Source organism: Mesorhizobium sp. M1365, from assembly GCF_040317865.1.
GTDB lineage: Bacteria > Pseudomonadota > Alphaproteobacteria > Rhizobiales > Rhizobiaceae > Mesorhizobium.
This window is the reverse complement of sequence record NZ_JAMYLG010000002.1, coordinates 238,760-261,628: the sequence shown is the minus strand read 5'-3', so window position 1 is coordinate 261,628 and position 22,869 is coordinate 238,760. Positions and strand designations below refer to the sequence as shown.

The window sequence follows — 22,869 nt, the reverse complement described above, 5'->3', positions numbered from 1 at the left end:
GGTGACGGCTGGCACATTTTGGCGGCGTGTGATTAGCCGGCTAATTCTCGTTCATGCGGCGATCTTCAGCGCGCCCGGCCCCGGAATGGCGCGGGGTGGGCACTTGCCGAGGATGATCATGCCGAGCACCTCGTCCTGGGTGACGTCGGTTGTGCGCGCCGTTCCGACAACCCGACCGTTCTTCATGACGCAGACACGGTCGGCAAGCTCGAACACGTCGTGAATATCATGGCTGATCAGGAAGATGCCGATGCCGTCGGCCTTGAGCTGCCTGACCAGTTCGCCGACCTGCGCCGTCTCTTGCGGCCCGAGTGCAGCCGTCGGCTCGTCCATGATCAGGATGCGAGCATTGAACAGGATGGCGCGGGCGATCGCCACCGACTGCCGCTGGCCGCCCGAAAGCTTTACCACCGGCTCCTTGAAGCGTTGGAAACGCGGATTGAGCCTGCCCATCACTTTGCGCGCCTCGGCCTCCATGGCGACGTCGTCGAGCGTTCCCCAGCCGGTCATCAGCTCGCGGCCGAGAAACAGGTTGGCGGCCGCATCGACATTGTCGGCCAGCGCCAGCGTCTGGTAGATCGTCTCGATGCCGTACTTCTTGGCGTCGCGGGGATTGGAGATCGAAGCCTCCTCGCCGTTGACCAAAATCTGGCCCGCATCGCGCTTGTAGGCGCCGGACAGGATTTTTATCAACGTCGATTTGCCGGCACCGTTGTGACCGAGCAAAGCCATCACCTCGCCCGGGAAAAGGTCGACAGAGGCATCGTCGACGGCGCGAATGCCGCCGAAAGCGATGGAGATGTTGCGCATGTCGATCAGCGGCGTGCCCGTGGGAGCGGTTTTGTCTGCCATGATCGTTCCTCCTCCCTACACACGTTTGCGATAGACGGTATCGAGCCACACCGCGAGCACCAGCACGGCGCCGACAACGATGCTCTGCAGCGGTGAATCGATGCCGAGCAGCACCATGCCGGACTGCAGCGACTGCATCAAAAGCGCGCCGAGCATGGCGCCGAGCACTGTGCCGGAGCCGCCGGCGAGCGACGTGCCGCCGATCACCGCCGCCGCGATGACCAGCAGCTCGTCCAACGTGCCCAGCGCATTGGTCGACGAGTTCTGCCTGGCTGACGAGATCGCCGCGGCGATCGTCGCCAGCACGCCCATGATCATGAACACCTTCATGGTCACCCAGCGCGTGTTGATACCGGCAAGGTTGGCTGCTTCCGGATTGCCGCCGATGGCGAAGACATAGCGGCCGAAACGGGTACGCTTGGCGATGAAGGTCATGATCAGCCCTACGGCTACAGCCATCAGCACGGGTATGGCGATGCCATGGGCGATGAACAGCCCGCCTTCGGGAACCGTTATATTGTTGGCCGCCGCATATCTGTTCACGATGCCGACCGGCCAAGGATAGGAATTGGCAAGCCATATGGCGCCCATGATGGCAGCGCAGGTGAGGACACCGAGGAACGTCTCGGCCCAGATCGGGCGCAACGGAAAGCGGAACCGCTTGCGCTGCACCCGCCCGTTGAGCAGCATGAACACAACCGCTAGGCACGCGACAATTCCGACGATCCAGCTCCATCGCGCGCCGATCGAACCCGCCGGCCCGCCCCCCATCAGCTGGAAAGTGGCATCAAGCGGCGCAATCGTCTGACCGCTGGCGACCCACCATGCGGCACCCCGCCAGACCAGAAGGCCGCCCAGCGTCACGATGAAGGCCGGCACCTCGAGATAAGCGATGATGTATCCCTGGAACGCTCCGATCAGAAGGCCAAGCGCCAGGCCGATGGCCAGTGCCAGGATCCAGATCCAGGGATTGCCTAATTGCAGACCGATCATTCGCACCAGGAAATGCACCTGCGCAAAGCCCATGACCACGCCGATCAGACCTTCGGCGGAACCGACCGACAGGTCGATATTGCGCATGACGATAACCAGCACCATTCCGGCGGCCATTATGGCCACGGCGGAAGTCTGCACCGACAGGTTCCAGAGATTGCGTGGCGTCAGGAAGGTCCGGCTGTCGAAGTCGAACGGATTGACGCCGAGCCGTACGCTGGAAATGACATGCAGGCCGACCCAGATGACCAGCAGCGCGCCGACCATGCCGAGCATGCGCGTGTCGAGTTCGGTTGCCTTGAGAAATCGGGCAACGATGCCGAGCTCGGATTCCCGTGCCCGGTCTGCCGTGCTGTCGACCGGCGTGTTGGACGTCGTGTCGGTCATGATGTTTCTCCCGCCGGGTTGCCGTCTGCCGCGGATGCCGGAAGCAGCCTAGAAGTTATCCGCCGGAAGCGGAAAAACAACTCTTGTTGAAAAACGCCGCGGCGAGCGGCCGCGGCGTTCGGACTTCTCGGAAACGTCGGCTCAGTTGCAGACTGCAACAGTGCCAGCCGTCACGCCGGCGCAGACCTCTTCTTTCTTGATCCAGCCGGCGTCGATGACGACGTTGAGGTTGTCCTTGGTGATGGCGACCGGGGTCAGGAACAGCGACTTGACGGTATTGCCGCCGGGCGTGGTGAAATCCTTCACGCCGGCAATGTCGGTCATCTGCTTGCCGTCGGCCAGCTGCGAGGCGATCTCGGCGGCATTCTTGCCGAGCTCGCGCGCATCCTTCCACACCGACACGGTCTGTGTGCCGAGCGCGATGCGGTTCAGCGCGGCGTGGTCGCCGTCCTGGCCCGAAACCGGAACCGATCCGGCCAGCCCTTGCGCTGTCAGCGCGGCGACGACGCCGCCGGCAGTGCCGTCATTGGCCGCGACCACGGCATCGACCTTGTTGTCGTTGGCGGTCAGGAACTGTTCCATGTTCTTCTGAGCGTTGGCCGGCAGCCAGCCGTCGGTATAGGCCTCGCCGACATTCTTGATCTTGCCGCTGTCTATTGCCGCCTTCAGCACCTCCATCGAACCGGCAAACAGGAAATCGGCATTCGGATCGGAACCCGAACCCTTGATGAAGACATAGTTGCCTTCCGGCTTCACCTTGAAGACTTCCCGGGCCTGCATGCGGCCGACTTCCTTGTTGTCGAAGGTCAGGTAAAAGACGTCCTTGTTCTCGATCAGCCGGTCGTAGCCGACAACCGGAATACCTTCGTCCAGCGCCTTTTGCACGGCCGGCCCGATGGCCGAGGCGTCCTGCGCCAGGATGATCAGTGCGTTGGCGCCCTGCGAGATCAGGCTCTCGACGTCGGTGAGCTGCTTGCCGGGGTTGGACTGTGCGTCGGCGGAAATATACTTGTCGCCTGCGGCCTCGATGGCCGCCTTCATTGCGGCCTCGTCGGTCTTCCAGCGCTCTTCCTGGAAGTTCGACCAGGAAACGCCGATGACCTTGTCTTTAGCCTGCGCCACCGACGCCAGCGCCAGCGTCATGGCGACACCCGCCAGAATGGCGGTCGTGAATTTCTTCATCATATCCTCCCTGCGCCGCGTACGGCGTGACCAATTGGCTCAAAGACCAGCTTAGAAGCTCTAATTTTTTCGAGCCTCGAAAAAATACTGGTCCGATCTCCGGCTGCTGTCAACATCGATTCTGATGGATTTTGATGACTCTGCGAGTTTTTTCGAGCGTCGGAATAAACGATGACAGCGCCACCTGCATCTGACACTATTTGCCTCATCCGACACTATTTGTCGGACATTACCGACGGCTTCCGGTTCATGAGCGGCCGCGGCAACCGGGAGGAAAGCAAAACAATGTCGGTCGGAATCCGCCATGACGATTTGCGCCGGCGCAACCGGGCGATGGTGATCTCGGCGGTGCGCCGGGCCGGCCAGCCATCGCGTACTGAGATCGCAGCTACCACCGGCCTCAGTCATTCGACCATATCGGCGATTTCTTCCGACCTGATACGGGAAGGCATCCTCGCCGAGAGCAAGCCAAGTGAGCCCGTTTCGTTGAAACGCGGTCGTCCGCAAGTCGGCCTCGCCCTCAACCCGGAAGCGGCGGCGGTGCTGACCGTGGTGTTGTCGCTGAATTTCCTTTCGGCCGCCATTATCGACTACACGGGACAGGTGGTCGCCGAGGAACAGCGCCGGCTGGACACGCTGACTATGCCGCGCGACGAGCTGATCCGTGAATGCATGGCCATCGTCCGGCGCCGGCTGCAGGATCCAGATCTTGACGTCCGCAGTGTCGCCCGCATCGCCCTGGCGATTCAGGGCATTACCGACTCCCCTGCACGCGCCATGCTGTGGTCGCCGATCACGCCGCAGACCGACATCGCCTTTGCCGACATGCTGGAGGACGAATTCGGCATCCCGGCAACGGTGGAGAACGACTGCAACATGATGGCGGTGGCTTTGCGCTGGCGCAATCCGGATCGCTATCGCGATGACTTCATCGCCATCCTGCTTTCGCATGGCATCGGCATGGGGCTGGTGCTGAAGGGCGAACTGTTCACCGGGACGCATTCCTCGGGCGGCGAATTTGGCCACATGATCCATCGTCCGGGCGGCGCGCTCTGCCGTTGCGGGCGGCGCGGCTGCATCGAGGCGTATGCCGGCAACTACGCCATCTGGCGCAACGCCAGGCAGATGAGCGAAGACAGCGAACCGGTCGCCGACGTCAGCGACGCCGACATGCGCGCACTGGCGGCCCGGGCGCGCGAGAAAGATGGGCCGGAACGCGAGGCCTACCGCAAGGCCGGCGAAGCGCTGGGTTTCGGTCTCGGCTCGCTGTTCGCGCTGATCGATCCGGCACCGGTCGCGATGGTCGGCGCCAGTGCCGCCGCCTTCGATCTGATCGAGCCGGCCTTGCGGAAGGCAATCGCCCAGACCGCCGGCGGCCAGCATTCAGGCTCGATCTCCTTCGATACAGAGCCGAACGAATTGCCTCTGATCCGCGAAGGCTGCGCGATGCGGGCGTTAAGCTTCGTCGACCAGGAGATTTTCGCGCCGGGCGCGCAAATGAGGCCCAGCGTCAGAAAGAACGTAGCCTGACCAGGCGGGTCAATCTTCCCTGATCGCATAGCCGGCGCCGCGGATGGTGCGGATGACATCCGGCATCCGGCCGTTGTTGACGGCTTTGCGCAGCCGCCCGACATGCACGTCGACGGTGCGTTCGTCGATGTAGATTGTCTCCCCCCAGACATTATCGAGTAACTGGCTGCGCGAGAAGACACGGCCCGGATGCCGCATCATGAACTCGAGCAGCCGGAATTCGGTCGGCCCGAGCCTGATTTCGCTCTTCTTGCGATAGACCCTGTGCGATTCGCGATCGAGCACGATGTCGCCGACCTTCAGCACGCTGGACAGCACTTCCGGCTTGGCGCGCCGCAGCAGCGCCTTGACCCTGGCCATGAATTCCGGTGTCGAAAACGGCTTGACCAGATAGTCGTCGGCGCCGGTCGAAAGACCGCGCACCCGGTCGCTCTCCTCGCCGCGCGCGGTCAGCATGATGATCGGCAGCCGCTCGGTTTCGGGGCGCACCCGCAACCGACGACAGAGCTCGATGCCGGAAACCGCTGGTATCATCCAGTCGAGCACCAAAAGGTCGGGCACATTCTCCTGCAAACGGATCTCGGCTTCGTCGCCGCGTGTCACCACCTCGACCTGGTAGCCTTCGGATTCGAGATTGTAGCGGAGCAGCACACCCAACGGCTCCTCGTCCTCCACCACCATTATGCGTGGTGCGATCATCGGCTGGGCACCCCCATCATGTCACCGGTGCGGACATTGTCGTTTCGTCCTGCTTCGGACGATTGACCGGCAATTGCTCGCCGGTCAGCACATAATACGCATTTTCGGCGATGTTGGTGACATGGTCGCCGATCCGCTCCAGATTCTTGGCGCAGAACAGCAGGTGCGTGCAAGCGGTGATGTTGCGCGGATCTTCCATCATGTAGGTCAACAGCTCGCGGAACACGGACGTGTATTTAACGTCGATGCGCTCGTCGGCGGCACGAAGCTTGGCCAACGCGGCCGCATCGCCTGCAGCATATTCCTCGATGACACCCTGCACCTGGATGAGAACCAGCTGCGCCATCGCGTCGATGGAATGCGACAGGTCCCGCGGCGTGGCGCTGAGGCCGACCGCACTCACGCGCTTGGCGATATTCTTGGCAAGGTCGCCGATGCGTTCGAGGTCGCCCGCCATGCGGATCGCTCCGACCACATGGCGAAGATCGTGGGCCATCGGCTGGCGTTTGGCGATCAGGGTGATGGCGCGGTCGTCCAGTTCGCGTTGACGCGCATCCATGATGGCGTCGTCGGAAACGACGCGTTGCGCCAGCACGTTGTCGGAATTCAACAGCGCCTTGGTTGCCCCGCCGACCATCGAACCGGCGAGGTCGGCCATGTCGCGGATCAGCTTGCTGATCTGCTCGAGATCCTCGTCGAAAGAAGCGACTGTGTGTTCGCCCATGGTCCTGTCCTCATATGCATGATCGGAACGGCTCAGCCGAAGCGGCCAGTGATGTAGTCCTGCGTGCGCTTCTCGCGGGGCGACGTGAATATCTTCTCGGTCCGGTCGAACTCGACCAGTTCACCCAGATACATGAACGCCGTCTGGCGCGACACGCGCGCCGCCTGCTGCATGTTGTGGGTGACGATGACGATCGTGTAGTCGGCTTGCAATTCGTCGATCAGTTCCTCGATCTTGGCAGTCGACAGCGGGTCGAGCGCCGAAGCCGGTTCGTCGAGCAGAATGACTTCCGGCTTCACCGCCACGGTGCGGGCGATACAGAGCCGCTGCTGCTGGCCGCCGGACAGGCTCAAGCCGCTGGCGTTGAGCTTGTCCTTGACCTCGCTCCACAGCGCGGCGCGCTTCAACGCCTGTTCGACGCGGCCGTCCATCTCGGACTTGCCGAGGTTCTCGTAGAGCCTGACGCCGAAGGCGATGTTCTCGTAGATCGACATCGGGAACGGCGTCGGCTTCTGGAACACCATGCCGATCTTGGTCCTGAGGAGGTTGAGATCCTGCGACCGGTCGAGAATGTTCTTGCCGTCGAGCAGCACCTGGCCCTCGGCCGTCTGTTTTGGGTAGAGCTCATAGATGCGGTTGAACACACGCAGCAGCGTCGATTTCCCGCAGCCCGAAGGGCCGATGAAGGCCGTGACGCTGCGCTCGGGCAGCGACAGGCTGATGTCCTTCAGCGCCTTGCTCTGGCCGTAGTAGAAGTTGAGGTTCTTGACCTCGATCTTCGTCTTCTCGGCGACCGTTTCGGCCATCGTCATGTCTGGGGACAACATCTGTGTCATCTGTCCTCTCTGCGTCCGGTAAGGCTGCGGGCGAGGATGCTCAAGCCCAGAACCGTCAGGGTGATTATGAGTGCGCCGGTCCACGCCAGTTGCTGCCATTCCTCGTAAGGGCTGAGAGCGAACTGGAAGATGGTCACCGGCAGGCTGGCCATCGGCGCGTTGATATTGCTGCTCCAGAACTGGTTGTTGAGCGCGGTGAAGAGCAGCGGCGCCGTCTCGCCGGAAATGCGTGCTATCGCCAGCAATATGCCGGTGACGATGCCGGACAATGCGGCGCGGTAGGCGACCGAACGGATCACCACCCAGCGTGGCGCGCCGATCGCGGCACCGGCTTCACGCAACGCGTTCGGCACCAGGTTGAGCATGTCTTCAGTGGTGCGCACGACCACCGGAATGACCAGGATGGCAAGCGCAACGGCGCCGGCAATGGCCGAGAAATGTCCCATTGGCCGCACCATCAGCTCATAGACAAACAAGCCTATGATGATCGACGGCGCCGACAACAGGATGTCGTTGATGAAGCGGACGACGGTGGTGATGCGCGAAAAGCGTCCATACTCGGCCATGTAGGTTCCCGCCAGCACGCCGATCGGCGTGCCGACGACAACGGCGATGATCGTCATCAGCAGGCTGCCCGTGATGGCATTGAGCAAGCCGCCGGCCTCGCCCGGTGGTGGCGTCATCTCGGTGAAGACCGCGAGCGAAAGCCCGGCTGTGCCCTTATAGACCAACGCGCCGAGAATGAGCGCCAGCCAGGCAAGCCCGATGCCGGCGGCGACGACGCAAAGCGCCATCATCACCGAATTCCTGGCTTTGCGGCGGCTGTGGAGCGATGAGGATGTCGACATCGGTCAGGCTCCCGTACGGGCGTCGATCCGCATCAGCATATAGCGGGCGGCGGCGAGGATCAGGAAGGTGATGACGAAGAGGATCAGGCCGAGCGAAACCAGCGAGGAGGTGTAGAGGTCGCCGTCGGCCTCGGTGAATTCATTGGCGATGGTCGCCGAGATCGTCGTGCCCGGCGCGAACAGGGAGGCACTGATGCGATGTGCGTTGCCGATGACGAAAGTCACCGCCATGGTTTCGCCGAGTGCCCGGCCGAGGCCAAGCATGACGCCGCCCATGATACCGATGCGGGTATAGGGAATGACCACGCGCCGGGTCACTTCCCAGGTCGTGCAACCGATGCCATAGGCCGATTCCTTCAGCACCGCCGGCACCGTATCGAAGACGTCCTTGGTGATCGAGGTGATGAAGGGCAGCACCATGATGGCGAGGATCAGCGCCGAGGTCAGAAGGCCGATGCCGTAAGGAGGGCCGGCGAAAAGGCTGGATAGTCCCGGCACGCCGTGGAAGATGTTGATGATGAAGGGCTGTATCGTCGTCTGCAGGAACGGCGCGAACACGAACAGGCCCCAGATGCCGTAGATGATCGAAGGAATGCCGGCCAACAGCTCGACCGCTATGCCGATAGGACGCCTGAGCGGGCGCGGGCAGAGCTCGGTGAGAAAGATTGCAATGCCGATGCCGATCGGAACCGCGATCAGGATGGCAATGGCCGCCGTCACCAGCGTGCCGTAGATCGGCGCCAGTGCGCCAAATTTTTCCGTAACGGGATTCCAGCTCTCAGTCGTCAGGAAAGAAAAACCGAACGACGACAGCGCCTGCCATGAGCCGGCAAACAGCGAGATGGCGACACCGCCGAGGATGACCAGCACAAGAATTGCGGAAGCGCGGGTGAGTCCGCGGAATATGGCATCTGTGAGCGCGAAGCGCCGCACCGTAGCTTCCCTGGCCCGGGCTGCTGCAGATGATGGCACGGCATCGGAAGCGATGGTCATTGGGTCCTCGCGATTAAAGGCAACAGGGAGGGCGCCATCGACGCCCTCCCTGGAGGAGATTACATAGCCGAGTAGAGCGGCTTGCCGTCGTCGCCGACGACTTCCTTGGCCCACATGGCCTTGACGCTCTCAACCACCTTGTCGGGCATCGGAACGTAGTCCAGCTCGCCGGCCATCTCGTCGCCCTTGTCGTATGCCCAGGCGAAGAATTTGAGCGCTTCGCCGGTGGTCGCGGCATCATCCGGCTTCTTGTAGAGCAGGATCCACGTTGCCGCCGTCATCGGCCAGGACTCGGCGCCCGGCTCGTTGGCGAGGATGACGCCATAGCCCGGCTGCGAGCTCCAGTCGGCATTGGCCGCTGCCGCCGAGAACCCCGCCGCGGTGGGCTCGACCTTCTTGCCGTCCTTGTTGATCATATCGGTGTGGGTGAGCTTGTTCTGCTTGGCGTAGGCATATTCGACATAACCGATCGCGCCGCCGGTCTGGGAGACGTTGTTGGCAACGCCCTCATTGCCCTTGGCGCCGATGCCGACCGGCCATTCCACGGCCTTGTCGACGCCGACCTTTTCTTTCCAGACCGCGCTGACGTCGCCGAGGTAATAGGTGAAGTTGAACGTCGTGCCCGAACCATCGGAACGGTGAACGACCGCGATCGCCTGCGAAGGCAGCTTGACGTCGGGATTGAGCTTCTTGATCGCTTCGTCATCCCAGCTCGTGATCTTGCCGAGGAAGATGTCGGCCAGCGTCGGGCCGTCGAGAACCAACTCGCCCGGCTTGATGCCTTCGAGATTGACGACGGGAACGATGCCGCCCATCACCATCGGGAACTGAGCCAGTCCGGTCGCTTCAAGCTCGTCGCCCTTGAGCGGCGCATCCGAAGCGCCGAAGGTAACGGTCTTGGCCTTGATCTGCTTGATGCCGCCGCCGGAACCGATCGACTGGTAGTTAAGGCCAACGCCGGTGTCTTTCTTGTAGGTGTCGGCCCACTTCGCATAGATCGGGTAGGGGAAGGTGGCGCCGGCGCCGGAGATGTCCGCGGCGAGCGCGGCGGACAGGGTGAGGGTGGTCGTCGCCGCAGCCATTGCAATCGCAACGGCCGCCGAGCGGATGAAATGTCTCATGTGGCCTGCTCCTGTTCGGAATATGGTCTCTCGGCGCCATTCCTCCGGCGCCCGCTGAGGCCAATAGCCCCCGATTATTACAGTCGCATGACAGTTTCATGTCGCTCCGGTAACGACGTCCAGCCGGGTTAAGAAGGAGCGGCCGCGGGCTTTTGTCGGCATGGGCCGCGGTTTGCCGCTGGAATCAGCAGCTTGCGTGAATTCCGGCCGGCATCGTCTGCTCGGCGATCGCAGCCACCGGCTTTAAAAGAAAAAAGCCGGACGGGAGCGCGTTGCATGCAGCCAGAACGTGTCATGGCCGCGCCATCGCCGAAACAGGTCCGTTGGGGTAAATCTGACCCTGTTTCTTGCCGGCGGTCGCTGCTCCCGCCCGTAACTGGAGGAGCGGAACTTCGAATATCCCATTGTCGCCACTGAGCGCGGCTTTGGTATGGTGCGATCGCACCATGGCCTTACGCTGGAAGCGTTGACGAATCGCAAGGTTCTAACTCGCGCTGGACCTCCATCCGCGCCCGACCCGGCGCTCGATCTTCGAGCAACGCCTTCCACTGGAAGTGCGACGACTCTACTTCACGGTATCTACTCCCTTCGCCCTATTCCGCCGGTTGTCGGTTAGGCCGAAGCAGCGTTATAAGCTTGCAGGGGTATTGCTGATGTCTCGACGGATTCTGCCTGTCTTCCTGTGCCTGGCGCTGCCTCTGGGAAGCGGCTGCGCGCGCAGCTATGACGGCACCGTCATCATTCCCAAGCCGCTCGATGTTCGCCGTTTCTGGGACAGGCCTTCGCCGCAGGCGCAAGCCGAACAGTCGCAACTGGAGACCGACGTCTTTCCAGTGGCGCCGCAACCGCCGAAAAGGCCGGCGGTGCGCAGGAGCGCGGCTTCCGTTGCAGCGCCTCGGAGGAGGGTCACCAACAACCCGCCCATGCTGTCGCCGGAGCCGACGAAGCCGCTAACTTGCAAGAATGTCAGCGAGCCCGGCAAACGGGCCCGCATGGTCTGCGAATAGCCAACCGTCCGTCGGTTGATGCGCACGGCTCCAGGCCTTGAAGCGGCTATCCGGCCAGCCGTCTCGGAACATCGCCCGCCTTGGTCAGTCCGCTGGGAAGAAGGCCGGCCCGACCACTCTCACCGGCCGCGCGCCGATCGCTCTTTCGATCGACTGATGCTGGGCAGCCCCCTGCACTTCGGCAGCCTGCGTTTTTGCCTCTGCCGGAGCGGCACCGGCGGTTTCGATCCCGGATTCAGGAATTTCCGCGACGACGCCAAGATCCGGCTTTGCCGTCGGCAACGGTATGATGGCGTTGGTCATGTTGGCCGGTGTCACGGTTCGTGCCCTGAGCTCGGCGACGCGCCGGTAATAGCGCTTGACGTCGCAGGCCTTGAAGTTCGCGTCGTCGCGGTACCGGAACGCGGCAGGTAGCTCCACATAGGGTTTTCCCGACTCGAGCGCGACCATCTCCTCGGTCTCGCGAGTGGCGTCGCTCAGCGTATAGAGGTCGACGCCGGCATCGTCGCAGATGTAGCGACACTGATCGACCGTTTCCCTCTGATCGTCGCTCTTGGCGAACTGCGATTTTGGCGCGGGGAAGAAATATCCGTCCGACAAGCGAACGCAAAACAGCATCCGATTGCCGCCAATTGTTGTGCCTGCGGACTGGGCCTTGGGTGCCGTGCGTTGCTGCGCCGGCTGTTTCTTGGCAGCGGGGGCGGCGCAGCCCAGCGCGACAAACCTGGCCTTCAGTCCGGACGTGTCCCTGCTCGAATTCGACAGTCTGGCGATCTGCCGTTGCACCTCCGCCTTGCTGCTGACCAGGTCGGCGCAGGGATTGAAGAAGAAGCCGGCGGTTTTCGCTGCGCATCTGCGTTGTCTCTCAAGCTTTTGAATCGCGGCGAGTTGCCGGCGCAGTTGGGCAAGCTCGGGGCTGGTCCCGCCGCTGCGCCCCGCCGAAAGCAATTGGCTCCTGATGGCACCGCAGCTATCCGCGTAGGAGAAGGATGTGCCGAGCGCAACGGCTATTGCCGACACCAGCATCAGAATCGTGAGGGGCCAGAAGCGTGTCATTGGAACGACCATTATCCTTGTTGCACCGAGAACAGGATTTCTTTGTCGACTATGGATAAGTACTAGCTAAATCAGTTTTTCCTAATTGAAGTAGATCAAACCGCCACCAGAGACTTTAGCTCTAGTGTATTAGATCCACTCGTGTAAATTCAATATTACATTTTTATTTCAAGATTGAGACGAACCGGCAGCAACGCCGGCGGACGCCCGCCACGGCGAAGTTTGATGCGCGCGGCGGGTTCGGCATCGCGATCAATCCGGCGTTACCGGCCGGCCGTCGCTGAAACCTTAGCCCTGGGATCGGCGTTGAGCGGCCAAAGGAGGAGACCGCAAATGTCGATCCACTTCACTGTCGCGGACCTGACCAGGAATCTGTTCCATTCACTTTGGTTGGACCATGAACGCGCACCGAGGCCACTCGACCACGAGCAGAGGCTTTTGCTGGAGTGCTATCTCGCCGGCCAGATACCGGAATCGGCTTGGAGCGACTATGTCTTCGAGGTGCCGGAACTGGCGCGACATGTCGAGGCGAGACGAAGGCGCCACTAAAGCGCATCGCGGTCGACCGGGCGTCATGCGACGCGCTTAGGTTCTTGTCTAATGCATGTCGTTGTCGCAAAACCGCTGCACGCTTTTGCGCGACATGCATTAGGTCCCGAAAAGTGGAATCCGGTTGTCGGAAAAGATCAAGGCGAAGCCTTCACTCGCGGTGCAGCCTGTTCTTGTTTGGGCGAGTTGAATTGCAGAGTGAACACCTTGCCCGGGATGCCTTCAGCCAGCGCCGGTGAAAAGCTCAACGGCAGGCAATGGTCCACGGCCGCGACCGCCGCGTCGACAAAAGCTTGGCGCGTCTTCTCCTCGCCGGCGACGCGGATGGCGGTCGGCTTGGGCCGGCCGATCAGCGTGCCATCGCGCCTGAAGCTGAAGCTCAGGGTGACGGTGGAATTCCCGGCATTCGCCGGAGGGGTCCAGCACGCCTGGATGGCAGCCCCGACCTCGGGCATGGTGTTGAGCGTCGCTGCATTCGATTGACCGGCTGCACCCGCCAGCATGGCGCCTGCAATCACCATCATTCCAGCAATGCTTTTCATGACAGGGCCTCTGTCCTTGAACCGCCATCGAGGACGGGACTACTTCGATGGTAGGGCCCACATCGGCGATGGCAAGATGCCGGCAACGCGCTTCATCAGCCATTCAGGCGTCGTGAAGCGCCGTCAGCCGCAAACTTCGGCAGGGCTGCAATAAGCAAAGGCCGGCGAGCAGCCGACCTTTGCTTTCCATCCGCGCCAGTACATCCGTGGTCGCAAGCTGGAGGTGGATACCAGTAGAAAGGGTTTCGGTTAACGAAACCTTAAGCTCCCCACATCGTGCAAACAGGGGAGAGTAAGAAAGAATTACCTCAGATCACTACCGGCTCCCGCAGAACGTGCGGACGATCGCCGGCCTGCACGTGCCTCAGGCGTTGGCCTGCGACCGCACATAGGCGATATAGCCGCGCACGTCGCTGGCCGGCTCGGCATAGGCCTTGCCGAGCTTCTTCTCGATCGCCGCCATATAGTCTTTTGCCCATTGGGGCAGCGCGTAGTCGATGACGGCGAGGAATTCGAGCGTCGCCGCCAGGCGGATGTCGGCGATCGACGGGTTCTTGCCGCCGATGAACGGCTTGCCGTTCCTGAAGAAGCTATGAAACACCTCCAGCGGCTCGGCTATCGCTTCTATAGCGGCCTTCTGGGCTTCCGACTTCTTGTCGGGATGAGCGTCGCTGTGGCCGACCTCGCCGGCATATTGCGGGAAATTCAGTACAGGATATGTGGCGCGCGCCACATAGGGGTAGAGCGTGCCGATCAGGTAGAACATGGCGCTGTCGATCATTGCCCGCTTGGCCGGCGCCTTGGGATATAATTTCTCCAGCCCGTGCTTGTTGGCGAGATACTGCATGATGGCGCAGCTTTCCCACAAGACACCTCTCGGCAGGCCCTTGTCCTCGATCATCGGCGTAAGATGGGCCGGGTTTCGCGCCATATATTCGGGCGAGCGCGTGAGGCCCCAAACGTCGGTTTCGGAATGATCGAGCCCGGCGGCGCGTGCAAACACCCGAACGCTCATATTGTTGACGCTGGGCTTCAGCATGCTGAGCGTGAGCGCCGGCTTTTTCGCCGGTTTCGCCTTGGCCTTCGGCGCCAGCTTCTTGGCGGAGACCTTGGCCGCCGGCTTTGCCACTTTCGCCGCTGACTTGCCGGCGGCTTTGGCCGCCGGCTTCGCTCCTGGCCTGGCTGCCTTGGCCGCGGGCTTCGTGGCACTCTTGGTTGCTGTCTTCGCCATTGTATCCTCCCTTTGTTCGGCGTGTCGTCAGTATGGATTTTTCGGTGCGCGATCCTCCGACAACGTCGTGCGCGAGCGCTCGACAAGCGCCTGGATCGCATCGGCAAGGTGCACTTCGGCGATGTTGTAGTCGCCGCGCGCGACGCGGATCTTGTGCGCCTGCATCAGCACGTCGGCATGGGTGAAGCCCGCCGGCGGTTCGAAACGGTAGGAGGCGAGTTCGATCAGCAGGCCGAGCGGATCCTCGAAATAGATCGAGTCCATGAAGCCGCGATCCTTGACGCCGCTGTGCTTGATGGCGCGCTCGTCGAGCCGGGCAACCGCCTGCAGAAAGGTGACGCGCGACACCGCGAAAGCGATATGATGGACGCAGCCCGTGTCGGTCGGCGTGCGCCGCTTGACCGGCGTGCGGCTTTCGTCGGTGAAGACGGTGATCAGCCGGCCGTCGCCCGGATCGAAATAGAGATGGCTTTCGCTTGCCTTATCGAGATTGGGCTGCTCGAAGATGAAAGGCATGCCAAGCACGCCCTCCCAGAAATCGATGGAAGTCTGGCGCCCGGCCCCGACCAGCGTGATGTGATGAACGCCTTGCGATTGCAGCTTTTGCATCTGACTCCTCCCGGCCACGCCGTCTTGCCGCCGAACGGAAGTTCGGATGCCCAGTCGCGCTTGGCATGTGACCGCGCCCGGCCTCGCTCGCCTGCGCTCCGCATTCCGCATCCTGCAGGAGTGCGGCCGGAGCTTTGATGAACGGATGCTAATTCAATCCGCGGCGTTGCGCCAGAAGCGCTGAGTTTCAAGAACTCCACGCAGGCGCCAAGAGCGGCACCGGGATCGCGGACGCCTTCGCCGAGCTCGCTGAAACGACCCGTCGCCGGCAGCTGTAGTGGTGCGGCGGCCCGCAGGTCGCTGGGTTTCCCGAGCGCCGGTTTGGCGACGGCAGGTCAAAGGGGCCCTCGTTGACGCATGCCGCGCCTGGTTCGGATTACGGGCATCCGCGGCCCTTAGACGAAAATCACATATTCTTCATCGGCACGTCGGGATCGACATGTCCCCCATCGGCAGTGATCTTCAGCCTTGAGAGGTAGTGCTCCCATCCCCTTCGGTGGCTGTCACGCTCCTTTGCGTTCGGCAGTCCGCTGTGCGTGAAGCGGATCAGTGTCCCCGCATCCCTCGCGATCAGGTCGATCTCGACATGACTGGAGCCGGGGGGCACGGTCTCGTTGTCTTCCCAGCCAAAACTGTAGGCAAGACGGTGGACCGGGATCACCTCGGTGAACTCACCGCGCGCCATATGGCGACCACCGACATTGACGAGGAACAGACCGCCCGGCGTTGCATCCAAATTCGCTTCGGTCCCGATCCATCGCACAATCTGGTCCGGATCCGTCAAAAGCGCGAACACGGTCGCTTGTGGCGCCGCGACCTCAATCTCTGTGTAAACCGATTCCGCCATCGCTCACTCCAGGTCACATCCGCAGCGAATACCTGCATGATTGAAGCGAATGTGGGGAGTTGCAAGAAGATGTTCGAGGCGTAAGCATAAGCCGGTGCCGAGTGACCTTCTACCCATGCTTCTCGCAAAGTCGCTTTCATTCCTTCTGGACGACGCCGCGCATATTGGCGACGGTGGGCGACTTCTATTGCAGCTCTCAACGCATTTGATTGAAGACGGCTTGCCGATCATCGCCGGCGCGCTGGCGCAGGATGCTCCCGACCCGATTATCTCACGCCGCATCTGGCTCTGGCGAGCGCCTGGGGGTGAAGTGGTCGAGGCTTTGGGGATAGGCGCCGACCGCCAGAATGCCGATCCCCGGCTCGTGCTGCGGGAGTGGCTTGGCACGACGCGGGCGATCGTGTTCGACGAGCGAGCGGGCGGTGTCGCACCGACTTTGGTGTGGGCGTTCGATCATACTCCGGATGAGGCGCAGTCAGAGCTGCTGCGGCAAATCTCCCGGTTTGCTGCGGCTCCGATGACCGCACTCGCAGAACGGTCCGCGAAACGCGCATTGCTCGAGGCATATTTGGGAAAGCGCAGTGCAGCACATGTGCTCAACGGTCATTCTCGTCGAGTAAAGGGAGAGACGATACGGGCTGCGCTTCTGTGCGCGGACCTTCGAGGTTTCACCGATCTATCCGAGGTTCATGATGCAGACGAGATCGTATTGGTACTTGATGCCTGGTTCGATTGCGTCGCCGGCGCGGTGCACGCATTTGGTGGTGAGGTTCTCAAGTTTATAGGTGATGGCGTCCTCGCGATTTTCCCGATTGGCGAGCGCGATGCAAATGCCGCATGTGACGCGGCGGTACGCGCCGTGAAGGCCACGCGCGCCGGGATAGATCATCTCAACCAAACTCGGCGCCGCAATGGCGGCCCTGAGCTCGGATATGGCATTGGCCTGCATGTCGGCGAGATACTCTGGGGGAATATCGGCACTGCCGGCAGGTTGGACTTCACCGCGATCGGCAAGGCTGTAAATCTTGTCAGCCGCATCGAAGGGCTGTGCAAGCCGTTGGGACGGACGGTGCTCGCGTCGACAGTGTTCGAGGCAGAAACTACCGAGCCGATGATCGCCATGGGCAGTCATCCGCTCGGAGGAATAGCAGGCGCGCAAACACTTTTCGGCTTGCCGGAATAGATCGAATGGTTGAGCCCGCCGTGGATGTGTCGTTCGCAGCATATCTTGGTATCGTGCGAAGCCATGACTGAGAGAAATTCGAACGGCAAAGAAGCTACGATACTGCAACTGGAGTATGGCGCGTTTAGAGCCCAGCCATGCGCGTCGCGCGCAGCTTTCGCTGGCCGGTGCTAAGGGCCTTCCCGGCATCCACCCTTCGAGGGAGAGGCGCCTTCGCCGAGTTCGCCAAAACGATCCGCCGCCGGCAGCTGTAGCTCAGGTCGGCTCCAGGCAGTGCCGACCAGCGTGATGGACGCCTTGTGATTGTAGTTTCTGTATCTGGCTCCTCCCCGCGTGGCATCGACTGCCCTGTTCAGCGCGACGTTCTGCGCGCCGCTAACGCTGTGCCTCAAGACCCACGATGCAATGCTAATGCAATCAGCTCCGCTTCACCAGAAGCGGCAATGAGCCAGACCCGCCGCGACCCAAGGCGATGGATCGGATTGATGGTTTGCCGAGAGCTTGGAGAGACTTGGTACGCCCAAGGGGAATCGAACCCCTGTTCCCGCCGTGAGAGGGCGGTGTCCTGACCGCTAGACGATGGGCGCGTTCAAGAACCGGCGATATAGGCTGACGGCTGGCAAAAAGCAACTAGGCTTAAGGCTGCCGATCGCGCCGGTGAAGTATCCGCTGCAAGCCTAGCGTTTTGGCTCGATCAGGTCCCAGAGATTTCCATAGAGATCTGCGAAAACCGCCACAGTGCCATAGGTCTCGTGCCGGGGCGCCTCACGGAACTCAACGCCCTTTTCGAGCATCAGCGCATAGTCGCGGGCAAAATCGTCGGTTTCGAGGAACAGAAAGACCCGGCCGCCGGTCTGGTTGCCGATGGCGTGCCTTTGCGCATCGCCGGATGCCTCGGCGAGAAGCAGCCGCGCACCCTGTCCGTTGCACGGCGTGATCGTGACCCAGCGTTTGCCGCCGCCGAGATCGACATCTTCGGCGAGCACAAAACCCAGCCGGTCGACATACCACGAGATCGCCTCGTCATAATTTGCGACGACAAGCGCGACCGTGGCAATGCTGCGGTATTCGGCAAAACCGGTCATTTGTTCCTGATCGAAAAATGGCCAACGATGCGGCGCTCGGTGATGTCATAGACGAAGATGGCGCGGCTGCCGTCGGGCAGCTCTGCGTCGATCGACAGGTGATTGCCGGACAGCGATTGGCTGATCACCCTGGCGCCGACCGGCAGCACGATGTCGCCGTTGACCGTCTCGCCGATCGGCACCTGGATGTCGCTGCTTAGCGGAGGGGCGGCAGGCGGCGCGTTGCGCGCTTTGTAGACAAGTGCCGCGATCACCACCATAAGGGCGAGGAACAGCAGGCCGAGATTGATGGCGACGAAGCGGACGAGCTTCCTCCGCACCTTTTCGACCTCGGGGTCGAGCGGCTTTTCCTCGTCTTCGTCGGCAAGCGGCCGGGCCATGGCAGCAGATTCCGGAACTGTTTTCGATGAGCGCTCATAACGAAGTGGTCAGACAATTAATAGGGGCCGGACCGATCGTCCTGGAGGCGGGCGCTGATGCGGCCGGCCAGCGGCTCGACCAATGGCTGGCGGCCAGGCTCGGCCCCGACATGTCGCGCAGCCGGGTACAGATGCTGATAAAGCAGGGCGCCGTCAGGATCGGCGGCAAGCCAGCCAGCGAAACGAAGCGCAAGATGGCGCAAGGTGACAGCGTGTCGGTTGATATGCCGGAGCCGGAACCGGCGGCGCCGCAAGGCGAAGATATTGCGCTGGACGTCCTCTACGAGGACAGCGAGCTGATCGTCATCAACAAGCCGGCCGGGCTGGTCGTTCATCCCGGCGCCGGCAACTGGACCGGCACGCTGGTCAACGCGCTGATCCATCATTGCGGCGACAGCCTGTCTGGCATCGGCGGGGTGAGACGGCCGGGCATCGTCCATCGCCTCGACAAGGAGACCAGCGGCGTCATGGTCGTCGCCAAGACCGATCGCGCCCACAAGGCGTTGTCGGAGGCCTTTGCCGACCACGGCCTGACCGGCGATCTCGAGCGGGCCTATCTGGCGTTGGTCTGGGGCATACCGGCAAGGCCGACCGGGACCGTCGACGCGCCGCTCGGCCGCGCCGCCGACCGGGTACGCCGCGCCGTGGTGCCGCAAGGCCGCGACGATGCCCGCCACGCCGTCACGCATTTCACCGTCGTTGAGCGCTTTGGCGAGCAGCAGCAGGAATTCGCCATGGCGAGCCTGGTCGAATGCCGGCTGGAAACCGGTCGCACTCACCAGATACGCGTCCACATGGCCCATATCGGCCATCCGGTGATTGGCGACCCCGAATACGGTCAGGCTTTCCGCACCAAGGCCAATCGGTTGCCCGAGCCGCTAAGAAGCAAGGTAAAGGCGTTTCCGCGACAAGCTTTGCACGCCCGCCTCCTTGCATTTCGCCATCCCGATACCCATCTAACGATGAGGTTCGAAGCACCGATACCGTGGGACATGGAGGAACTCGTCGACGGCTTCCGCAAGCTCTGAACCAGCCACCTGAAAACCTGACCGGCGTTGTTCACTTCAACGTGACACACTGTTTCGTGTTGAACAAATGCCTGTCTTTCTGGTTTTGTTCCTATATATGTCGGTTGGCGCGAATGTGCCTTTGGCATTCGCGCCACATGCCCGCCGCGTTTCGGGGGCATCACTCCAATAGAGAGGGGGCGCTATCATGGCCCAGTCATTACCCAGTATCGTTTCCGGCGAAGGCGGTCTCAGCCGCTACCTGGAAGAAATCCGCCGCTTTCCGATGCTTCAGCCGCAGGAAGAGTACATGCTCGCCAAGCGCTACGCCGAGCATGAGGACACGACGGCTGCGCACAAGCTCGTCACCAGCCACCTTCGGCTCGTCGCCAAGATCGCCATGGGCTATCGCGGTTACGGCCTGCCGATCGGCGAGGTGATCTCGGAAGGCAATGTCGGCCTGATGCAGGCCGTCAAGAAATTCGAACCGGAGCGCGGCTTCCGTCTCGCCACCTATGCGATGTGGTGGATCAAGGCCTCGATCCAGGAATACATCCTGCGCTCGTGGAGCCTGGTCAAGATGGGCACCACCGCCAACCAGAAGCGCCTGTTCTTCAACCTGCGCAAGGTGAAGGGCAAGATCCAGGCGCTCGATGAAGGCGATTTGAAGCCGGACCAGATCACCGAGATTGCCACCCGGCTGAACGTCTCGGAAGCGGAAGTCGTGTCGATGAACCGCCGCCTGTCGGGCGACGCCTCGCTCAATGCGCCCATCCGGGCCAGTGAAGGCGAGTCCGGCGAATGGCAGGACTGGCTGGTCGACGACCACGAAAGCCAGGAAGAGATGCTGATCGAGCAGGACGAGCTGGAAAACCGGCGCGGCATGCTGTCGGGCGCTCTTGCCGTGCTCAACGACCGCGAACGCCGCATCTTCGAGGCGCGCCGCCTCGCCGATGAGCCGTTGACGCTTGAAGAGCTGTCGGCCGAGTTCGATATCAGCCGCGAGCGCGTGCGCCAGATCGAGGTGCGCGCCTTCGAGAAGGTGCAGGACGCGGTCAAGGCCGCAGCCAAGCGCCAGACGCAGGCGCTGCGCACCATCGAGGCGCAGCCGGCGGCGTAAGGCCTTCCGGTAGAAACAAATAACGGCGGCGTCAGGTAACTGGCGCCGCCGTTTTTTTCTAAAGCGCGTCGCGTTCGGGCCGGCCTTGTGCGGCGCGCTTTAGATTCTTGTTTTTATGCATGTCGTTATCGCAAAACCGCTGCACACTTTTGCACGACATGCATTAGCGGGTTGCCGGTTCCGCGGCGCCTTCGCGGATGTCCGATCCGTCGCCCTAACTGCTCAGTAGCCTTGCCAGGCGTCCCCAGACGATCTCATTGATAGCGGCATTGTCGCAATTTTCCCCAAGCCCTGAAAACCGCAAGGCTGCAAGCTGTGGCGGCAATGTTGCGGCGCCGACCGCGGCATTCCACAACCCGGCGCTTGCGGCAGGCGGGCGCGACAACGGTCCGTCGGGCAGTTGAGTTCGTCTATTGGAAACGAAAGGCAGTGTGATGATGACGATTTCTCCGTTTCTGGCCGCCCTCGGATCCGACGGTCCGCCAGCCGATCGAGCGAAAGACATGGCCCTGTATGGATGGCTAATTGGAAGCTGGGAGATGGACTCGGTCCACTACCTCGACGACGGCACAATCCAGAAATGGGATGGCGAATGCCATTTTGGCTGGGTGCTCGAAGGCCGCGCGATTCAGGACGTTTGGATCAGGCCCAAGCGCCCTGCTCCGTCCGCGATGTATGGCACAACCTTGCGCATCTTCGACCCTGGGATCGATGGCTGGCATATCATATGGAACGACCCGCTCAACCGGGATCACTCGCGCCAGATCGGGCGGGCCGAGGGTAAGGACATTGTCCAGCTCGGCAATGACTCGCGCGGTCTGCAAACTCGATGGCGTTTCACCGAGATCACTGCCACCAGCTTCCATTGGATCGGCGAGGAAAGATCTTCCGAGAGCGATCCTTGGCAAATCATGTATGAACATTTAGCCCGCCGAACAAAACCCTGACGCTCGACTGGCTGGCGTCTGCGCTGCTCCTCATCCGGCTGCCGCCACCGTCGTCCCGCATAGACCTATCGGATTCAAACATCGCAAAAATCGAATCAGGATCAATAGCTTGGATGACCATCGCAGAACGATGAGGGCGGCGCCGAGTCTGAATGGCATTGTAGTGCCAGCGACCCATCCTCTCACAGGCAATCGAGCGGAAACTTCAGATAGCGCTGCCCGTTGGATTCCGGTTCCGGCAGGCGTCCGCCATTCATATTGACCTGCAGCGCGTGCAGGATCAGCCGCGGCATCGGCAACGTCCTGTCGCGGGCTTGGCGGAGCGCGACGAAGTCGGCTTCCGTCTTGCAGCCGGCAACATGGATGTTGCCGGCTTTCTGCTCCGCGACCGTGCTTTCCCACCGCGCTTCGCGACCGCCCGGCTGGTAGTCGTGACCGACGAACAGACGTGTCTCGTCCGGCAGCGCCAGGATGTCCTCGATCGAACGCCAGAGCCGCTCGGCACTGCCGCCCGGAAAGTCTGTCCTTGCGGTGCCGCTGTCCGGCATGAACAGCGTGTCGTGGATGAAGGCGGCGTCGCCAATGACGTAAGTGATCGAGGCCAGTGTGTGGCCCGGCGAGAACAGCACTCTTGCCGCAATGCCGCCGACCGAAAAAGTTGCGCCGTTGGCGAACAGCCTGTCCCATTGCGAACCGTCGGCGGGGAATTCCGGCCAGTTGTAGATCACCTTCCACAATTTCTGGACGTTGATGACCTTCTCGCCGATTGCCGTCGGCGCTCCGGTTCTCCCCCTCAGATAATGGGCGGCGGAGAAATGATCCGCATGCGGATGCGTGTCGAGGATCCACTCGACCTCCAGCCCGCTTTCCCTGACGAAGTCGAGCAGGGCGTCGGCGTTTTTCGTTGCCGTTGCACCGGACCTTTCGTCGAAGTCGAGCACCGGATCGATGATAGCGCATTTGCGGGTCGCCATGTCGGCGACCACATACTGGACGGACCCGCTCGGCTTGTCATAGAAGCCGGTGACCTGCGACCTGGCCGATAATGCGTCCAATCCAGCCTCCTTCGCCCCTCACCACGGCAGGAAGGATTTTCTCTGCC

24 protein-coding genes and 1 tRNA gene are annotated in these 22,869 nt (G+C 61.9%); 7 read left to right on the top strand and 18 right to left on the bottom strand.

Annotation, left to right across the window (positions count from 1 at the left end; all coding sequences use genetic code 11):
• Positions 1-51: 51 nt before the first annotated feature.
• The 3 genes from NKH04_RS03425 to xylF form a co-directional block, all read right to left on the bottom strand.
• Positions 52-852 (bottom strand): ATP-binding cassette domain-containing protein, encoded by an 801-nt coding sequence (locus NKH04_RS03425; protein WP_352831427.1) that lies wholly within the window; start codon positions 850-852, stop codon positions 52-54.
• Positions 853-867: 15 nt separating this feature from the next.
• Positions 868-2,232, bottom strand: coding sequence for a sugar ABC transporter permease (locus NKH04_RS03420; RefSeq protein ID WP_352821295.1), 1,365 nt, complete (start codon positions 2,230-2,232; stop codon positions 868-870).
• A gap of 141 nt (positions 2,233-2,373) precedes the next feature.
• Positions 2,374-3,414: a D-xylose ABC transporter substrate-binding protein gene (gene xylF / locus NKH04_RS03415; protein ID WP_352685929.1), complete on the bottom strand. Its 1,041-nt coding sequence runs from the start codon at positions 3,412-3,414 to the stop codon at positions 2,374-2,376.
• 285 nt (positions 3,415-3,699) lie between these two features.
• Here xylF and NKH04_RS03410 point away from each other — a divergent pair, with 285 nt between their 5' ends.
• Positions 3,700-4,944 carry an ROK family protein gene (locus tag NKH04_RS03410; RefSeq protein ID WP_352685931.1) on the top strand — a complete coding sequence of 415 codons (1,245 nt, stop codon included), beginning with the start codon at positions 3,700-3,702 and terminating at the stop codon, positions 4,942-4,944.
• 9 nt (positions 4,945-4,953) lie between these two features.
• Here the strand turns inward: NKH04_RS03410 and phoB are convergent, their stop codons facing one another.
• The 6 genes from phoB to pstS are packed head-to-tail and all read right to left on the bottom strand — an operon-like array spanning position 4,954 to position 10,165.
• Positions 4,954-5,643, bottom strand: a complete 690-nt coding sequence (gene phoB / locus NKH04_RS03405) for a phosphate regulon transcriptional regulator PhoB (RefSeq protein ID WP_031212149.1) — start codon at positions 5,641-5,643, stop codon at positions 4,954-4,956.
• A gap of 16 nt (positions 5,644-5,659) precedes the next feature.
• A complete protein-coding gene (phoU, locus tag NKH04_RS03400) occupies positions 5,660-6,367 on the bottom strand; it encodes a phosphate signaling complex protein PhoU (RefSeq protein WP_023678534.1) in 708 nt (235 codons plus the stop codon).
• A gap of 32 nt (positions 6,368-6,399) precedes the next feature.
• A complete protein-coding gene (gene pstB, locus NKH04_RS03395) occupies positions 6,400-7,203 on the bottom strand; it encodes a phosphate ABC transporter ATP-binding protein PstB (protein WP_352451144.1) in 804 nt (267 codons plus the stop codon).
• Positions 7,200-8,051, bottom strand: coding sequence for a phosphate ABC transporter permease PstA (pstA, locus tag NKH04_RS03390; RefSeq protein WP_352613520.1), 852 nt, complete (start codon positions 8,049-8,051; stop codon positions 7,200-7,202). The genes pstB and pstA overlap by 4 nt, the downstream gene beginning before the upstream one ends.
• Positions 8,052-8,054: 3 nt before the next feature.
• Positions 8,055-9,044: a phosphate ABC transporter permease subunit PstC gene (pstC, locus tag NKH04_RS03385; RefSeq protein WP_352831423.1), complete on the bottom strand. Its 990-nt coding sequence runs from the start codon at positions 9,042-9,044 to the stop codon at positions 8,055-8,057.
• Between the two features lie 59 nt (positions 9,045-9,103).
• Positions 9,104-10,165: a phosphate ABC transporter substrate-binding protein PstS gene (gene pstS, locus NKH04_RS03380; protein WP_352685935.1), complete on the bottom strand. Its 1,062-nt coding sequence runs from the start codon at positions 10,163-10,165 to the stop codon at positions 9,104-9,106.
• A gap of 653 nt (positions 10,166-10,818) precedes the next feature.
• Between pstS and NKH04_RS03375 the strand changes: the two genes are divergently transcribed.
• Positions 10,819-11,172 carry a hypothetical protein gene (locus NKH04_RS03375; RefSeq protein WP_352831421.1) on the top strand — a complete coding sequence of 118 codons (354 nt, stop codon included), beginning with the start codon at positions 10,819-10,821 and terminating at the stop codon, positions 11,170-11,172.
• A gap of 84 nt (positions 11,173-11,256) precedes the next feature.
• Here the strand turns inward: NKH04_RS03375 and NKH04_RS03370 are convergent, their stop codons facing one another.
• Positions 11,257-12,228, bottom strand: a complete 972-nt coding sequence (locus NKH04_RS03370) for a DUF2865 domain-containing protein (protein WP_352831419.1) — start codon at positions 12,226-12,228, stop codon at positions 11,257-11,259.
• Positions 12,229-12,561: 333 nt separating this feature from the next.
• Between NKH04_RS03370 and NKH04_RS03365 the strand changes: the two genes are divergently transcribed.
• On the top strand, positions 12,562-12,777 hold the full coding sequence (locus tag NKH04_RS03365; RefSeq protein WP_352768213.1) for a hypothetical protein: 216 nt from the start codon (positions 12,562-12,564) through the stop codon (positions 12,775-12,777).
• A 137-nt stretch (positions 12,778-12,914) separates the two neighbouring features.
• On the opposite strand, the gene tolA is transcribed toward NKH04_RS03365, so the two are convergent.
• From tolA to NKH04_RS03345, 4 genes are all read right to left on the bottom strand, one after another.
• A complete protein-coding gene (gene tolA, locus NKH04_RS03360) occupies positions 12,915-13,319 on the bottom strand; it encodes a cell envelope integrity protein TolA (RefSeq protein WP_352471136.1) in 405 nt (134 codons plus the stop codon).
• A 364-nt stretch (positions 13,320-13,683) separates the two neighbouring features.
• The gene (locus NKH04_RS03355; RefSeq protein WP_352831418.1) at positions 13,684-14,550 is read right to left on the bottom strand and encodes a glutathione S-transferase family protein; all 867 of its coding nucleotides are present in this window, start codon (positions 14,548-14,550) and stop codon (positions 13,684-13,686) included.
• Between the two features lie 27 nt (positions 14,551-14,577).
• Positions 14,578-15,159 carry a VOC family protein gene (locus NKH04_RS03350; RefSeq protein WP_352540244.1) on the bottom strand — a complete coding sequence of 194 codons (582 nt, stop codon included), beginning with the start codon at positions 15,157-15,159 and terminating at the stop codon, positions 14,578-14,580.
• A gap of 406 nt (positions 15,160-15,565) precedes the next feature.
• On the bottom strand, positions 15,566-16,006 hold the full coding sequence (locus NKH04_RS03345) for an SRPBCC family protein (RefSeq protein ID WP_008873905.1): 441 nt from the start codon (positions 16,004-16,006) through the stop codon (positions 15,566-15,568).
• 115 nt (positions 16,007-16,121) lie between these two features.
• Here NKH04_RS03345 and NKH04_RS03340 point away from each other — a divergent pair, with 115 nt between their 5' ends.
• Positions 16,122-17,189 carry an adenylate/guanylate cyclase domain-containing protein gene (locus NKH04_RS03340; protein WP_352540245.1) on the top strand — a complete coding sequence of 356 codons (1,068 nt, stop codon included), beginning with the start codon at positions 16,122-16,124 and terminating at the stop codon, positions 17,187-17,189.
• Positions 17,190-17,701: 512 nt separating this feature from the next.
• On the opposite strand, the gene NKH04_RS03335 is transcribed toward NKH04_RS03340, so the two are convergent.
• The 3 genes from NKH04_RS03335 to NKH04_RS03325 form a co-directional block, all read right to left on the bottom strand.
• Positions 17,702-17,776: transfer RNA gene (locus NKH04_RS03335), tRNA-Glu, on the bottom strand.
• A gap of 90 nt (positions 17,777-17,866) precedes the next feature.
• Positions 17,867-18,274: a VOC family protein gene (locus NKH04_RS03330; protein WP_352817759.1), complete on the bottom strand. Its 408-nt coding sequence runs from the start codon at positions 18,272-18,274 to the stop codon at positions 17,867-17,869.
• Positions 18,271-18,654 (bottom strand): fimbrial protein, encoded by a 384-nt coding sequence (locus NKH04_RS03325; protein WP_352540246.1) that lies wholly within the window; start codon positions 18,652-18,654, stop codon positions 18,271-18,273. Before NKH04_RS03325 ends, NKH04_RS03330 begins: the two co-directional genes overlap by 4 nt.
• A 26-nt stretch (positions 18,655-18,680) precedes the next feature.
• On the opposite strand from NKH04_RS03325, the gene NKH04_RS03320 reads away from it, so the two are divergent.
• The 3 genes from NKH04_RS03320 to NKH04_RS03310 all read left to right on the top strand — a co-directional run bounded on the left by NKH04_RS03320 (position 18,681) and on the right by NKH04_RS03310 (position 21,767).
• Positions 18,681-19,721 (top strand): RluA family pseudouridine synthase, encoded by a 1,041-nt coding sequence (locus NKH04_RS03320; protein WP_352540247.1) that lies wholly within the window; start codon positions 18,681-18,683, stop codon positions 19,719-19,721.
• 187 nt (positions 19,722-19,908) lie between these two features.
• On the top strand, positions 19,909-20,820 hold the full coding sequence (gene rpoH / locus NKH04_RS03315) for an RNA polymerase sigma factor RpoH (protein WP_023678514.1): 912 nt from the start codon (positions 19,909-19,911) through the stop codon (positions 20,818-20,820).
• 434 nt (positions 20,821-21,254) lie between these two features.
• Complete coding sequence (locus NKH04_RS03310; RefSeq protein WP_352540248.1) at positions 21,255-21,767, top strand: hypothetical protein; 513 nt, start codon at positions 21,255-21,257, stop codon at positions 21,765-21,767.
• A 182-nt stretch (positions 21,768-21,949) separates the two neighbouring features.
• On the opposite strand, the gene NKH04_RS03305 is transcribed toward NKH04_RS03310, so the two are convergent.
• The gene (locus NKH04_RS03305) at positions 21,950-22,822 is read right to left on the bottom strand and encodes an MBL fold metallo-hydrolase (protein ID WP_352831393.1); all 873 of its coding nucleotides are present in this window, start codon (positions 22,820-22,822) and stop codon (positions 21,950-21,952) included.
• Positions 22,823-22,869: the final 47 nt, after the last annotated feature.

Excerpts from the sequence above, each read along its gene's own strand:
- NKH04_RS03425 (WP_352831427.1), bottom strand. The coding sequence starts at position 852 with ATGGCAGACAAAACCGCTCCCACGGGCACGCCGCTGATCGACATGCGC.
- NKH04_RS03420 (WP_352821295.1), bottom strand. The coding sequence starts at position 2,232 with ATGACCGACACGACGTCCAACACGCCGGTCGACAGCACGGCAGACCGG.
- xylF (WP_352685929.1), bottom strand. The coding sequence starts at position 3,414 with ATGAAGAAATTCACGACCGCCATTCTGGCGGGTGTCGCCATGACGCTG.
- NKH04_RS03410 (WP_352685931.1), top strand. The coding sequence starts at position 3,700 with ATGTCGGTCGGAATCCGCCATGACGATTTGCGCCGGCGCAACCGGGCG.
- phoB (WP_031212149.1), bottom strand. The coding sequence starts at position 5,643 with ATGATCGCACCACGCATAATGGTGGTGGAGGACGAGGAGCCGTTGGGT.
- phoU (WP_023678534.1), bottom strand. The coding sequence starts at position 6,367 with ATGGGCGAACACACAGTCGCTTCTTTCGACGAGGATCTCGAGCAGATC.
- pstB (WP_352451144.1), bottom strand. The coding sequence starts at position 7,203 with ATGACACAGATGTTGTCCCCAGACATGACGATGGCCGAAACGGTCGCC.
- pstA (WP_352613520.1), bottom strand. The coding sequence starts at position 8,051 with ATGTCGACATCCTCATCGCTCCACAGCCGCCGCAAAGCCAGGAATTCG.
- pstC (WP_352831423.1), bottom strand. The coding sequence starts at position 9,044 with ATGACCATCGCTTCCGATGCCGTGCCATCATCTGCAGCAGCCCGGGCC.
- pstS (WP_352685935.1), bottom strand. The coding sequence starts at position 10,165 with ATGAGACATTTCATCCGCTCGGCGGCCGTTGCGATTGCAATGGCTGCG.
- NKH04_RS03375 (WP_352831421.1), top strand. The coding sequence starts at position 10,819 with ATGTCTCGACGGATTCTGCCTGTCTTCCTGTGCCTGGCGCTGCCTCTG.
- NKH04_RS03370 (WP_352831419.1), bottom strand. The coding sequence starts at position 12,228 with ATGACACGCTTCTGGCCCCTCACGATTCTGATGCTGGTGTCGGCAATA.
- NKH04_RS03365 (WP_352768213.1), top strand. The coding sequence starts at position 12,562 with ATGTCGATCCACTTCACTGTCGCGGACCTGACCAGGAATCTGTTCCAT.
- tolA (WP_352471136.1), bottom strand. The coding sequence starts at position 13,319 with ATGAAAAGCATTGCTGGAATGATGGTGATTGCAGGCGCCATGCTGGCG.
- NKH04_RS03355 (WP_352831418.1), bottom strand. The coding sequence starts at position 14,550 with ATGGCGAAGACAGCAACCAAGAGTGCCACGAAGCCCGCGGCCAAGGCA.
- NKH04_RS03350 (WP_352540244.1), bottom strand. The coding sequence starts at position 15,159 with ATGCAAAAGCTGCAATCGCAAGGCGTTCATCACATCACGCTGGTCGGG.
- NKH04_RS03345 (WP_008873905.1), bottom strand. The coding sequence starts at position 16,006 with ATGGCGGAATCGGTTTACACAGAGATTGAGGTCGCGGCGCCACAAGCG.
- NKH04_RS03340 (WP_352540245.1), top strand. The coding sequence starts at position 16,122 with ATGCTTCTCGCAAAGTCGCTTTCATTCCTTCTGGACGACGCCGCGCAT.
- NKH04_RS03330 (WP_352817759.1), bottom strand. The coding sequence starts at position 18,274 with ATGACCGGTTTTGCCGAATACCGCAGCATTGCCACGGTCGCGCTTGTC.
- NKH04_RS03325 (WP_352540246.1), bottom strand. The coding sequence starts at position 18,654 with ATGGCCCGGCCGCTTGCCGACGAAGACGAGGAAAAGCCGCTCGACCCC.
- NKH04_RS03320 (WP_352540247.1), top strand. The coding sequence starts at position 18,681 with ATGAGCGCTCATAACGAAGTGGTCAGACAATTAATAGGGGCCGGACCG.
- rpoH (WP_023678514.1), top strand. The coding sequence starts at position 19,909 with ATGGCCCAGTCATTACCCAGTATCGTTTCCGGCGAAGGCGGTCTCAGC.
- NKH04_RS03310 (WP_352540248.1), top strand. The coding sequence starts at position 21,255 with ATGATGACGATTTCTCCGTTTCTGGCCGCCCTCGGATCCGACGGTCCG.